Annotated in this window: 11 protein-coding genes; 4 read left to right on the forward strand and 7 right to left on the reverse strand. The window is 60.7% G+C overall.

The window, feature by feature from the left end; genetic code table 11:
* Positions 1-62 precede the first annotated feature (62 nt).
* Positions 63-752, forward strand: coding sequence for a VOC family protein (locus A3OQ_RS23355; protein ID WP_020174035.1), 690 nt, complete (start codon positions 63-65; stop codon positions 750-752).
* A gap of 46 nt (positions 753-798) precedes the next feature.
* On the opposite strand, the gene A3OQ_RS21275 is transcribed toward A3OQ_RS23355, so the two are convergent.
* The 3 genes from A3OQ_RS21275 to A3OQ_RS0103855 form a co-directional block, all read right to left on the reverse strand.
* Positions 799-1686, reverse strand: coding sequence for an ion transporter (locus A3OQ_RS21275; protein ID WP_020174036.1), 888 nt, complete (start codon positions 1684-1686; stop codon positions 799-801).
* A gap of 149 nt (positions 1687-1835) precedes the next feature.
* On the reverse strand, positions 1836-2711 hold the full coding sequence (locus A3OQ_RS0103850; RefSeq protein ID WP_020174037.1) for an aldo/keto reductase: 876 nt from the start codon (positions 2709-2711) through the stop codon (positions 1836-1838).
* Positions 2712-2840: 129 nt separating this feature from the next.
* Positions 2841-3479 carry an HdeD family acid-resistance protein gene (locus tag A3OQ_RS0103855; RefSeq protein ID WP_020174038.1) on the reverse strand — a complete coding sequence of 213 codons (639 nt, stop codon included), beginning with the start codon at positions 3477-3479 and terminating at the stop codon, positions 2841-2843.
* 55 nt (positions 3480-3534) lie between these two features.
* On the opposite strand from A3OQ_RS0103855, the gene A3OQ_RS24620 reads away from it, so the two are divergent.
* The 3 genes from A3OQ_RS24620 to A3OQ_RS0103870 all read left to right on the forward strand — a co-directional run bounded on the left by A3OQ_RS24620 (position 3535) and on the right by A3OQ_RS0103870 (position 8037).
* Positions 3535-3690 carry a hypothetical protein gene (locus tag A3OQ_RS24620; protein WP_161607296.1) on the forward strand — a complete coding sequence of 52 codons (156 nt, stop codon included), beginning with the start codon at positions 3535-3537 and terminating at the stop codon, positions 3688-3690.
* A 183-nt stretch (positions 3691-3873) separates the two neighbouring features.
* Positions 3874-6474, forward strand: a complete 2601-nt coding sequence (mgtA, locus tag A3OQ_RS0103865; RefSeq protein WP_020174040.1) for a magnesium-translocating P-type ATPase — start codon at positions 3874-3876, stop codon at positions 6472-6474.
* 6 nt (positions 6475-6480) lie between these two features.
* Positions 6481-8037 (forward strand): bifunctional aminoglycoside phosphotransferase/ATP-binding protein, encoded by a 1557-nt coding sequence (locus tag A3OQ_RS0103870; RefSeq protein WP_020174041.1) that lies wholly within the window; start codon positions 6481-6483, stop codon positions 8035-8037.
* A 92-nt stretch (positions 8038-8129) separates the two neighbouring features.
* On the opposite strand, the gene A3OQ_RS0103875 is transcribed toward A3OQ_RS0103870, so the two are convergent.
* The 4 genes from A3OQ_RS0103875 to A3OQ_RS0103895 form a co-directional block, all read right to left on the reverse strand.
* Entirely contained in the window at positions 8130-9113 is a 984-nt protein-coding gene (locus A3OQ_RS0103875) for a zinc-dependent alcohol dehydrogenase family protein (RefSeq protein ID WP_020174042.1), read from the reverse strand.
* 173 nt (positions 9114-9286) lie between these two features.
* Positions 9287-10117 carry an adenine nucleotide alpha hydrolase family protein gene (locus A3OQ_RS0103885; protein WP_020174044.1) on the reverse strand — a complete coding sequence of 277 codons (831 nt, stop codon included), beginning with the start codon at positions 10115-10117 and terminating at the stop codon, positions 9287-9289.
* A 112-nt stretch (positions 10118-10229) separates the two neighbouring features.
* On the reverse strand, positions 10230-11030 hold the full coding sequence (fabI, locus tag A3OQ_RS0103890; RefSeq protein WP_020174045.1) for an enoyl-ACP reductase FabI: 801 nt from the start codon (positions 11028-11030) through the stop codon (positions 10230-10232).
* A gap of 11 nt (positions 11031-11041) precedes the next feature.
* A complete protein-coding gene (locus A3OQ_RS0103895; protein WP_020174046.1) occupies positions 11042-12244 on the reverse strand; it encodes an acetate/propionate family kinase in 1203 nt (400 codons plus the stop codon).
* Positions 12245-12246 lie beyond the last annotated feature (2 nt).

The following is a 12246-nucleotide window of genomic DNA, read 5'->3' on the forward strand; positions in this document are numbered from 1 at the left end:
CAACAACGCGGTCACGCGCTCTTTCCAATGTCGAGATGTCTCGATTGAGGAGGAGATTCAGGATGGGTTTGAACGCGAATCTAAAAAAGTTTGAGGCCGATGTGGCGAAGCGCGTTGTCCTGCAGGCGACCCGCGACATCCGGCGCAACAGCAATCAGGTTTGCCGGTTGCATCACCATGCCGTCAGGACCGACGATATGGAGGCGACCCGGCATTTCTATGAAGACATTATCGGCATGCCGATGACGGTCGCGATGAGCGGAATGCTTCCGACCGGCGATCGCGAGATACCTTTTCTGCATTGCTTCTTCGAAATGGGTGACGGCGGATTTCTGGCCTTCTTCCAATTTCTGCCCGATGCCTACGGGCCCGCGAACAAACTGCCGCAGGACGGCATCGATCATCACATTGCGGTCTCCGTCGGCAACTTTGACCACATCAATACGTTGAAGACGAAATTCGACGATCTCGGTCTCGCCTGTTGTGGCATGAATCACGGCATCTGCTATTCGCTTTATGTGCGCGACCCGAACAATATGCTGCTCGAATTCGTCTGCGATCCGCCAGCGGAACTGGAAATCTACGAGACTGCCGCGCAAGCAGCGCATGCGGAGTTGGCGCGCTGGGCGAAGGGCGATTATACGCCGAGCAAGCCAGGCCCGACGCCTGACTTTCCGCTCCCGACATCAACGATGCAGGAGATCGCCCGCGTAATCCACGGGCCCGGCCGCGCTGCCGTGCGGCCAGTCTGACGTCTTCGGCGTTTCGCCATGCAGAGGCATCGCATGGCGCGATGCCTTACACCTCGCCATGGCGCAACGTGCCGCCGCAATGCGGGCATGTCGCGCCGCCGGCATCGATCTGTACGATCTCGATTTCGGTCGATGTGGTCTTCACATTCGGCCGGTCGCGGCGCAGGCGCAATTGGTCGATGAAGCTCACGGTGATGAGACCGGAGAAAAGCGCGAGCGTCACGATTCCGACGATGATCACCGCGCCGCCGAGGATGCGACCGGCGGCGGTCGCCGGGATCATATCGCCATAGCCGACCGTGGTCAGGGTTTCGATCGCCCACCACATGCAGACCGGAATCGACGTGAAAAGCGTCGCCTGTTCTTCGCCCTCGATCATATACATGAGCGCGCCGCTGATCGTCACGGTCAGGAAAAGGATGAACACCAAAGCGCCGATCGCATGGGCCTCCTCGCGCAATACGTTCCAGATCATCGCAAAGACAGTCGAATGCCGCGTCAGTTTGAGCATGCGCAACAGGCGCACCAGGCGCAGCACACGGAAATCTCCGGCGCCGAGCAAACCGAGCGCGGCCGGCAGGATCGAAATCAGATCGATGAGGCCGAAAAAGCTGGTGATATAGCGCAGCCGGTCCCGCAAGGGGTGCGGGACGGGGCCTTTGTGCAGGTCGACCGCGGTCCAGACCCTCAGCGCATATTCCAGAACGAAAATCGCCGTGGCGATATGCTCGATATAAATGAAGAGCCTCGGATGGCGCGCGCGAATGGGCTCGACCGATTCAAGGATGACGGCGCCGACGCTGACGATGATCAGGAATGCCAATGCGGCATTGAAATATCGGGTGGCCCTGTTCTGCCGCGCATTATCGTCGAACAGGGTGGCAAGACTCCGGCGCAGTCTGACGATCGTGCCGGCTTGGTGTCCATAAAGCATTGAGCCGGCTCCTTTTGGGTTCGGGCCGGTTCAAATTGAAATGTTTTTGCCGAGAATCAAAGACCCTCGGCATTTATGACGGAGACATTGCAGCTAAAAGCATCGCGGGCTGTCCGAGACGACAGCCCGGCGCGCGGGTCGATCTGCCGTCAAACTGTCGATTCGGCCATGCCTTCGCGATCGAGAATTTTGAATTCCTCGTCGGTCAGCGCGATATCGACGGCCGCCACATTCTCTTCGAGATGCGAGACCTTCGATGTGCCGGGAATGGGAAGCATGACCGGGCTGCGCTTCAAGACCCAGGCCAGCGCGACCTGACTGGGCGCGGCGCCGTGGCGTTTCGCAATGGCGTCGAGGATCGATCCGGGCTTGGCGAGATTGCCGGCGGCCAGCGGGTACCAAGGGATGAAACCGATCCCATGCTGTTCGCAATAGGCAAGCACGTCCTCGCTTTTCCGGTCGACGAGATTGTAGCGGTTCTGCACGGTCGCCACCTTGAAGACCTTCGAGGCGGCTTCGATGTCTTCGACGGAGACTTCGCTCAGGCCCGCATAGCGGATGAGCTTCGTGTCGAGGAGCGACTTGATCGTTGCGAATTGCTCGTCGCGCGGGACTTTGGGGTCGATCCGGTGCAATTGCCAAAGGCCGAGCTGTTCGACGCCGAGGTTGCGCAGGCTTTTGTGCACCTGCTGGACGAGATATTCGGGCCGCCCCAAGGGCACCCATACATCCGGCCCGGTGCGTGCCAAGCCGCCCTTCGTGGCGATGAGCATGCCCTTATAGGGATGAAGCGCTTCGCAGATGAGCCGCTCCGATACATCCGGTCCATAGGAATCGGCCGTATCGATAAAATTGATGCCAAGCTCCGGCAGGCGCTTCAAGGTACGGATCGCCTCGGGACGATCCAGGGGTTCGCCCCAGATGCCGGAGCCAGTCAGGCGCATCGCGCCGAAGCCGAGGCGGTTGACTTCCGTTTCGCCGGCAATTTTGAACGTGCCGGATTTCGCTGCATTGGGCTGGGGCATTTTGCTTCGCTCTGCTTCGAATGTTTCAGCTGTAACATTTCGAAGATAGTGCATCGCATGCGAAAGCGCCGTGATGGCGCTCTCACAATATTTTGAAAAAGCTAGGTGGCAGCCGAGCTTCCAGTGTCTTTACGCGGAATGGGCGGCTTCCGGCGCTGCTCCAGGCGCGGTCGCCTTTTTGTGCTGCGAGCGCAGCTGAAAGGCGAGACCCAGAAGGAAGAAGCCGAAAGCCATGGCATAGGCGCCGAGCCACCAAGTCAGCACGATGGCGCCGATGATGGGCGCGATCACCAGCAAGATCCCGTAAAGCACGGAGACGATACCGCCAGCGAGAAGCCACCAGCGGCCGTGATCCTGTCTCAACCGGACGGCCGCGGCGATCATGAATCCGCCCGAGACAAGCGCCCAAGCCGCGACGAGCAGCACGAAGATCAATACCGTCTCTCCAGGCCATGTGGTGACGGCCGTGGCCGTCAAAATATCAACGATACCCTCTACAGTCAGCCAGCCCCAGGGCCTGCCGCGCCGTGCCTCCTGCACGGACGCAACGATGGCAAAAACGCCATCGACCAGAAGATAGACGGCGAAAACCAGGACCAGCGACAGCATCGTCACGGCCGGCATGAAGAAGGCGACCAATCCGAAGAGGATGCCGAAAATGCCGCGAAGCCCTACGGCCCACCAGTTGCGTGAAAGATCTCTATGGATCTCATCGAAAGTGATTGCGGACCATGGGGCGGCCGATTCAAATTTGTCGGTTGATGTCATGACATGCTCCAGCTCACGTTTGTCGTTGAACCTATTCCAAAGCCAATTCGATGGATTGACCGAAGTCAATGCCGGTAAGCCAAGCACCGAACCCAAAGCTGAAAACCGGCTTTGGGAAGAATTCGATGCGTTCATAAAGACATGGCGTGGTGAATTGATTCAAGTTGAACATTCTCCGCTCCACGCCGATGCGGACAATCCACCGGAATAGTTTCGCCTGCCGATATCTCGGAATGATGAATGCTTTTGATGAGAATCAAGCTGATCGGCCTCAAAGCGGATAAGCTGACGGCTCTTGGCCAATGCCGGATTGTTACAAATCCGCTCTATGCTTTGCCTGTTGCCGCACGGATGCCGGACTTGCCAGGAGCGCGCCGGTTCGTTTGGAGCCCTCATGTTTCATTGGTTCGATCGCGCAAAACCGGGCATATCTCTCTTTGGCACCACGTCTGCGCCAGGCGCAGCGGAGCCGCCGGCGTCTTCCGATGCCGCGGCCCTGGCGCTCCCCGAGCTTCTGCGTGAGCTGCGGACGTCCCAGGCTGGTCTCAGCAGTGCCGAGGCTGCGGCGCGGCTTGCCGCTTACGGTCAAAACGTCATCGCGACACACGGGCCGACGGGACTGCTGATCAAATTCCTCGGCCGCTTCCGCAATCCGCTGGTCTTGATCCTCATCGCCGCGGCCGGGGTATCGGCCCTGACCGGCGATGTGCCGAGCTTCGTCATCATCACCGTCATCGTTCTGATGTCGGTCATTCTCGATGTCGTGCAGGAGCGCCGTGCCGAGGACGCGGCGGAGGCGCTGCGTAAACAGGTGTCGCTCACCGCGCAGGTCTTTCGCGACGGACGCCAGATAGAGGTGGAGGCATGCGATCTCGTGCCGGGCGATGTCATTTCGCTCGCGGCGGGCGATCTGATCCCGGCCGATTGCCGCCTGATCGAAGCGCGTGACCTCTATGTGAACGAGGCGCTTCTCACCGGCGAACCCTATCCGGCCGAAAAGGAAGCGGTCGCGGGCGCCGCCGATCACGCGCAAGCCGCGCTGCTGCCGCGTCATCAAGTCTTCATGGGAAGCTCGGTCGTCAGCGGAACCGCCAAGGCGCTGATCGTCGTGACCGGGAAAAATGCACAATTGGGATCGATCGCAGGCGCGCTTCAAAAACCGCCGCCGCCCACGGCCTTTGCAATCGGGGTCCGCGATTTCGGGCTGATGATCGTCCGGATCACGATTTTTCTCGTCCTCTTCACGCTGCTCGTCAATCTGGCCTTCCACCGGCCGCCGCTCGAATCCTTTCTTTTTGCCTTGGCGCTCGCCGTCGGACTGACACCCGAACTTTTGCCCATGGTGATCTCGGTCACGCTCGCGCATGGCGCCATGCGCATGGCACGCAAGCAGGTGATCGTGAAACGCCTCTCTGCCATTCACGATCTCGGCAGTATGGATATCTTGTGCAGCGACAAGACCGGCACTTTGACCGATGCCAAAATCAAGCTCGTGCGTGAAGTCGATCTCGCCGGGCATGAGAGCGACAGCGTGATGCAAATGGCGGAGCTCAATGCCGCCTTTGAGACCGGGATCAAAAGCCCTCTAGACGAAGCGATCCTGGCGGCCAAAGTCGCCGATCTTTCAGGCTGGACGAAGATCGATGAAGTGCCGTTCGATTTCGAGCGGCGGCGTGTCTCGGTTTTGCTCGAAAACGCTGGCCGCCGGCTTCTCGTCGTCAAGGGTGCACCCGAAGACGTGCTGCGTCTTTCATCGCATTATGCGATTGAAGGTTCTCAGTTGCTGCCACTCGATGCCGTGGCGCGTGAAATCGCGGAGCAAACCTTTGCCGCGCTTAGCAAGGAAGGCTTTCGCGTTCTTGGCGTCGCGTCGCGCGATGTCGAAGCCACTTGCTGCCATGCCCGCGTTGGAGATGAGAGCGCACTTACCTTCGTGGGCTTTCTCGCTTTTCTCGATCCGCCTAAAGCGGGTGCCAAAGCCGCTATCGCCGAATTGGCGGGGCTTGGCGTTACCGTCAAGGTCGTGACCGGCGACAATGAGCAGGTGACGCGTCATGTCTGCGGCGACCTCGACCTCGACATCAAAGGGACGCTGACGGGGCCAGAGCTCGACAAGCTTGGCGACGAGGCGCTTGCGGCACGGCTCGACGACACGACCTTGTTCTGCCGTGTCACGCCGCAACAGAAATCGCGCATCATTACCGCTTTCCGAACGAGAGGCCATGTCGTCGGCTATCTCGGCGACGGCATCAATGATGCGCCGTCGCTGCACGCGGCCGATGTTGGTTTTTCCGTCGATACCGCCGTCGACGTCGCGAAGGAAGCGGCGAGCATGATTTTGCTGCGCAAGGATCTCGACGTGCTGGCGGAAGGTGTGCGCGAAGGCCGCCGGACCTACGCGAATATCCTCAAATATGTGATGATGGGCACGAGCTCGAATTTCGGCAATATGTTCTCGATGGCCGGCGGCGTCATCATTCTGCCGTTCCTGCCCATGCTGCCGATTCAAATCCTCCTCAACAATCTGCTTTACGATTTCTCGGAAACGACCATCCCGCTCGATTATGTCGACGAGGCCATGGTCGCCAAGCCGCGGCGCTGGGACTTGAAGGCGGTCCGGAAATTCATGTTCATTGTCGGGCCGCTGAGCTCGATTTTCGACTTCGTCACCTTTTGGCTTTTGCTGCACGTCTTCAAGGCGGACGAAACCTTGTTCCATACGAGCTGGTTCGTGGAATCTATGGCGACGCAGGTGCTTGTCATCTTCATCATTCGTACGGCGCAGCCCTTCCGCAATCTGCCGCATCCGGCGCTGGCCTTCAGCTCGCTTGCCGCCGTCAGCCTCGCCGTGCTGGTCCCCTTCACGCCGCTTGGCGCCTGGTTTGGCTTCGTGCCTTTATCCGCCGGGCTTCTGGGTGCGCTGGCCTTAACGACTCTTGCCTATCTCGGTCTCGTCTATATCGTCCGGCGCTGGTTCTTCCATGAGATGGCGTGATGACAGATGCAGCCGCCAGATAAAGCCGAGACCGCGGATCAAAGTGCCGTCTTTGCGTTTCTCGGCGATGCCGCGACCTATGGCTTGTCTGCGCCGATCAAGCGCATCGACACACATGGAGCCGTCGTGTTTCTGGCGGGTGACGACGTCTATAAGGTGAAACGCGCGGTCCACTTTTCCTATATGGATTTCTCGACTCTCGAGAAACGAAAGGCGGCCTGCGAAGCTGAGATCGCGGTCAATCGCGACAATGCCCCGGCTCTCTATCTTGAAACGGTGCCCATCACGCGCGCCGCGCATGGGCTTCACCTTGGCGGCGATGGCGAGCCCGTCGAATGGGCCGTTCATCTGCGCCGTTTCAATGAGGAAGCGACGCTCGATCGTCTCGCGGAACAAGGGCCGTTTGAGTCCACGCTTCTCGCGCGGCTTGCCGCGGCCGTGAGCGCCGCGCATCGGCAGGCGCCGATTCGCGACGGTGAGGCTGCGACGGCTGCGCTGCGGCGCGCCTTGGTTGCGACAGTAGACGAGCTTTGCGATCGCACGGACGTCTTCGCATCGGAGGATGATTCAGGTGCGTTCCGGGCGCGGCTGATCACGGCCTTCGATCAGGGCGAACCGCTGCTTTTGCGGCGTGGTGGCAAAGGCAAGGTGCGGCGCTGCCATGGCGATCTTCATTTGCGCAATATCGTCTTGATCGACGGCGCGCCTGTACTCTTCGACGCCATCGAATTCAACGAAGCCCTCGCCGTCACGGATATTCTCTACGATCTTGCCTTTTTGATCATGGATCTATGGCACCGCGGCCTTGCCGCCGACGCCAATCTCCTGTTGAACCGCTATCTTTGGGCCTCAGACGACGCGCAAAGCGAAATCGAAGGCTTGGCACTTTTGCCGCTCTTCCTCGCCCTTCGCGCGGCGATACGCGCCATCGTCATGGCCGCGCAAAGCAGGCTCGACCCGGCAAAGACAGGCCTGCGCGACAATGCGCGATCCTATTTGGAGGCCGCGGGCCGCTTCCTCGATCCCGTCGCGCCATGTCTCGTCGCGGTCGGGGGTCTCTCGGGAACCGGCAAGAGCGTGCTCTGCGCGGCGCTCGCGCCATCGATCGGCGCGGCGCCAGGCGCGCTCCATTTGCGCAGCGACATTGAGCGGAAGAACATGTTTGGCGGCGACGAAATGGAGCGCTTGCCGGCGGAAGCCTACCGGTCCGAAATCTCAGCCCAGGTCTATGAGCGGCTGAAACAGCTCGCAGAAACGGGGTTGAAAGCTGGGCGCGGCGTTATCCTCGATGCGACCTATACGAAGCCGGAAGGCCGGAAGGTTTTGGCCGATCTCGCGGCCGCGGCTGGCCTTTGCTTCACCGGTATCTGGCTCGAGGCGCCGCTCGATCTTTTGACGAAACGTGTAAATGAGCGGCGGGGCGATGCCTCGGATGCCACGGCCGATGTCGTCGCCGGTCAGGCGCAAGAAGATTTGGGCGACATCACGTGGCACAGACTCGATGCTTCAAAGAGCACGGAGGTACTTAAGGCTGAGGCTTTGGCGCTGATTGGTTCGGCATGATGCGTTTGGATTGGAACATTGCGAAATCGACGTATGCAAACCCTCTCCCGCAAGGGGAGAAGGAACGGCGCCCTATCGTTTGAGTCAGTCTCCTAAGGCACAAGCACAGCGGCACCGTCGAAACGTCCGGCGCGCAGGTCGGCCAGTGCTTCATTGGCTTTTTGCAGCGGATAGCGCGTCGTCTCGGTCACGATCCCGACCTGCGGTGCGAGCTTCAGAAAATCGATGCCGTCCTGGCGGGTGAGATTGGCGACGGACACGAGCTGGCGTTCTTCCCACAAAATCTCATAAGGGAAACTCGGAATATCGCTCATATGAATGCCGGCGCAGACGACACGGCCGCCTTTGTGGACGGCGCGCAGCGCGGCAGGCACGAGGCTTCCGACGGGTGCGAAGATGATCGCGGCATCGAGCGGTTCGGGGGGGCTCTCGTCCGAGCCCCCGGCCCAGACGGCGCCCAGACGCCGCGCGAAAGCCTGCGTCGTGACATCGCCCGGCTGGGTGAAGCCAAAGACCTGCCGTCCCTGCCATATCGCAACTTGCGCGATGATATGGGCGGCGGCGCCAAAGCCATAGAGGCCCAATTTCTTACCCTCGCCCGCGATGACCAAAGAGCGCCAGCCGATCAGGCCTGCGCAGAGCAGAGGCGCGAGCGCGACATCATCGCCGGTTTCGCCGAGCGGAAAGGCGAAGCGCGCATCGGCGATCAGCGCGGTGGCAAAGCCACCGTCGCGCGTATAGCCGGTGAAGAGCGGATGATCGCAGAGATTCTCATGCTGCGAGACGCAATAGGAGCAGACCCCGCAGGTGTGGCCGAGCCAGGGAATGCCGACGCGCTCGCCCATTTGCAAGCCTTCGACGCCAGCGCCCATCGCGTCGATTCTGCCGACGACTTCGTGGCCCGGAATGATCGGCAGTTTCGGGTGAGGCAATTCGCCATCGACCACATGTAAATCGGTGCGGCAGACGCCGCAGGCCGTGATTTTGATGCGGATCTCGCCTGGCCCGGGCTCCCGGTCGGGCAGCTCGGTCCATTCCAGCGGCGTGCGCAGTTTCTTCAGCACCATGGCGTGCATGACAGCCTCAACGATTGAGCGCGTTCCTTCTCCCGCAAGCGGGAGAAGGTGGCATGCGAAGCATGACGGATGAGGGGTGGTTGCGGGTTGAGGGCACCCTCATCCGCCTCATTTTATTCGGCACCTTCTCCCGCAAGCGGGAGAAGGGATGCGCCAGACGTTTTATATAGGCCCTAGTGCGAGACCAAAGTGCTGCGGCCCTTGCCCATCAGCAGGTCGCGGGTGACCCCACCGAGGATCCATTCGCGGACGCGGCTGTGCCCATAGGCGCCGGCAACCACCAGTCCGGCGCCTTTCTCCTTCACGATCATTTCGAGGCGACCCGCATCGTCTTCGCCGGTGACGGCGGCGAAAGGCTCCGCAGCGATGCCATGGTGCTTCAGCCACTCGCTCACGTCGTTCACGTGCTCGCGGGCATGCGCCAAATCCTCTTCCGCGGCGACCTCGACGACGGTCACATGCGCGGCTTTCTTCAAAAGCGGCAAAGCGTTTGCAACGGCGCGCTGCGCTTCGCGCGTATCCTTCCAGGCAACGAGCGCGTTCTGCAGATTGAGCGTCGTTTCGCCAGTGCCCACAAGCAGCACGGGACGGCCGACGCGCATCACGAAATCGCTGACATCGACGCGGCGCGACGGGTCGAGTTTGGAATCGCCGCCCTTGGGGTCGATGATGATGAGATCGGCCGCCCGGGCCTGATGCGCGATATAATCGGCGATTGGCGCAAGCGTCATGGTCGAGCGCCAGTGAATCTCTTTGGCGCGGTTGTGGAGAGCCGCCCGGAAGCGATCTTCCACCGCCAGCATCTCCTTTTCCATCTCAACGCGATCCTGCTCGACGATATCGGCCAGCATGTAGCCGTCGCCATAGATCATCTGCAAAGGCTGGCAGGCGGCGATGCCGATCACGCTCGCCTCGAAACGCTCGGCAAGATCGCCGGCTAACTGCAAAATTCCTTCATTCGATGCATTCAGATCCAAATGGACCATCAATGTCGCGTAGCTCATAGTTGCTCCTGTCGAAACTCGATCCTTCGACCGTTAAAATGCAACGATAATAGGCCTATAGGTTCGCCGCTTTGATCCGCGTCAACAAGCTGAGCCGTAGGATAAAACCGTGTCAAGCTGCGAGATGTTCGCCGCCGTCGACGGGTATGATCGTCCCGGTGATGCGGCGCGCGGCGTCGCTGACGAGGAAGGCCGCGAGATTGCCGACATCGGCGATCTCGACCAGGTGATGTTCGGGCGCGCGCGAAGCCGCCTCCGCCAAAAGCTCGTCGAAATGCTCGATGCCGCTCGCAGCCCGCGTCTTGATCGGACCGGGCGAGATCGCATGGGCGCGGATGCCCTTGGGGCCAAGCTCGGCCGCGATATAGCGCATGCTGCTTTCGAGCGCCGCCTTGACCGGACCCATGAGATTATAATGTTCGACGACGCGCTCTGAGCCGTAGAAGGTCACGGCGAGCAGGCAGCCGCCATCCGGCATTAAGGGCTCGGCCAGATGCGCCATGCGGATGAAGGAATGGCAGGAAATGTTCATCGCAATGTCGAAGCCGTCCATGGAACAATCCGTGACGCGGCTATGCAGATCCTCGCGCGGCGCGAAGGCGATCGAATGCAATAGAAAGTCGAGACCGCCCCATTGCGCCTTGACCGCGTCGAAGACGGCCTCGAGCTGACCGGTCTCGCGGACATCGCAGGGCAGCACGATCTCGCATTGGAGCCTGTCGGTGACGGCGCGGACATAGGGTTCGGCCTTCGCGTTCAGGAAGGTCGCGGCGAGTCTTGCACCGGCCTGAGCGAAAACTTCGGCGCAGCCGGCCGCAATGCTCTGATCGTTGGCAATGCCGACGATCAAGCCGCGCTTGCCGCGAAGGTCGACGAGAGGCGCGGCTAAAGTCGGTTCGCTTTCATGTGTCATGCGTGAGGTCCTTAAAGTCCGGCCGGCGCAGCCTGTTTGATCGTATCCAGTGTATGTTGCGCGATCATGGCTTCCTCATTGGTTGGAATGACACGAACCGCGACGCGACTTTGCGGCGCGCTGATGAGATCGGCATCGCGCGCATTGGCTTTTTCATCGAGAACGACGCCGAGCCAGCCAAGTCGCGCGCAAACGCGCGCCCGAATTTCCGGCGCGTGTTCGCCTATGCCCGCCGTGAAGACGATGCCTTCGAGCCCTCCGAGCGAGCTTGTGAGCGCACCGGTTTCGCGCACGATCCGGAACACGAAAAGCTCTATGGCCTCTTCCGCGTGAGGATTTTTGCTGGCGAGCAGAGTCCGCATATCGCTTGCTATCCCGCCGGAGACGCCGAGCAGGCCAGATTGCTTATAGAGCAGATCCTCGACTTGCTTCGCCGTTAGGCCGCGTTCCTGCTCAAGATAAAGAATGACACCTGGATCGAGCGCGCCGCAGCGCGTGCCCATCATCAGCCCGTCGAGCGCGGTGAAGCCCATGGTCGTATCCATGCTGCGCCCGTCTTGCATGGCGCAGAGGCTCGCGCCATTGCCGAGATGCGCGGCGATCACACGACCATTGGCGAGGGCAGGCGCGATGTCGCGCAGGCGGCGGGAGATATATTCGTAGGAGAGGCCGTGGAAGCCGTACCGGCGCACGCCCGCTTCCTCATATTCACGGGGTAAGGCGAAGCGTGTCGCGACGACCGGCATCGTGTGATGGAAGGCGGTATCGAAACAGGCGACCTGCGGCAGGTTCGGACGGGCCGCCATGATGGCGCGGATCGGTGCGAGATTATGTGGTTCGTGCAAGGGCGCGAGCGGAACCAGACGGTCCAGCGCATCAAGCAGAGGCTTCGTCACGAGTTCGGGCCGGTCGTGATCGGGGCCGCCATGGACGACGCGATGGCCGACGGCGATCAGGTGGTCCTGGCCGAGATGGCCTTCGGTCCACTCGATCAGATGTTCGAGGACAGGCTGGAAATGCTGATCCTTGGGAGTCCAGCGCTCTTCGGTGAGCACTTTGCCGGATGGATCCTTGGCCAGAAAATGCTGCTCCTTGCCGTCAAGCTCCGACAGGCCATGCGAAACGAGCGTCAGAGCCCCCGAGGCCCCGATTTCGAAAAGCGAGAATTTAAGGCTCGACGAGCCCGCGTTGAGCGTCAGGATAGCGTCGGCCATGC

Source organism: Methyloferula stellata AR4 (genome assembly GCF_000385335.1).
GTDB classification, from domain to species: domain Bacteria; phylum Pseudomonadota; class Alphaproteobacteria; order Rhizobiales; family Beijerinckiaceae; genus Methyloferula; species Methyloferula stellata.

What these genes read in the sequence shown, in the direction of transcription:
- A3OQ_RS23355 (WP_020174035.1), top strand. Translation starts at nt 63, where the DNA reads ATGGGTTTGAACGCGAATCTAAAAAAGTTTGAGGCCGATGTGGCGAAG.
- A3OQ_RS21275 (WP_020174036.1), bottom strand. Translation starts at nt 1,686, where the DNA reads ATGCTTTATGGACACCAAGCCGGCACGATCGTCAGACTGCGCCGGAGT.
- A3OQ_RS0103850 (WP_020174037.1), bottom strand. Translation starts at nt 2,711, where the DNA reads ATGCCCCAGCCCAATGCAGCGAAATCCGGCACGTTCAAAATTGCCGGC.
- A3OQ_RS0103855 (WP_020174038.1), bottom strand. Translation starts at nt 3,479, where the DNA reads ATGACATCAACCGACAAATTTGAATCGGCCGCCCCATGGTCCGCAATC.
- mgtA (WP_020174040.1), top strand. Translation starts at nt 3,874, where the DNA reads ATGTTTCATTGGTTCGATCGCGCAAAACCGGGCATATCTCTCTTTGGC.
- A3OQ_RS0103870 (WP_020174041.1), top strand. Translation starts at nt 6,481, where the DNA reads ATGCAGCCGCCAGATAAAGCCGAGACCGCGGATCAAAGTGCCGTCTTT.
- A3OQ_RS0103875 (WP_020174042.1), bottom strand. Translation starts at nt 9,113, where the DNA reads ATGCACGCCATGGTGCTGAAGAAACTGCGCACGCCGCTGGAATGGACC.
- A3OQ_RS0103885 (WP_020174044.1), bottom strand. Translation starts at nt 10,117, where the DNA reads ATGAGCTACGCGACATTGATGGTCCATTTGGATCTGAATGCATCGAAT.
- fabI (WP_020174045.1), bottom strand. Translation starts at nt 11,030, where the DNA reads ATGACACATGAAAGCGAACCGACTTTAGCCGCGCCTCTCGTCGACCTT.
- A3OQ_RS0103895 (WP_020174046.1), bottom strand. Translation starts at nt 12,244, where the DNA reads ATGGCCGACGCTATCCTGACGCTCAACGCGGGCTCGTCGAGCCTTAAA.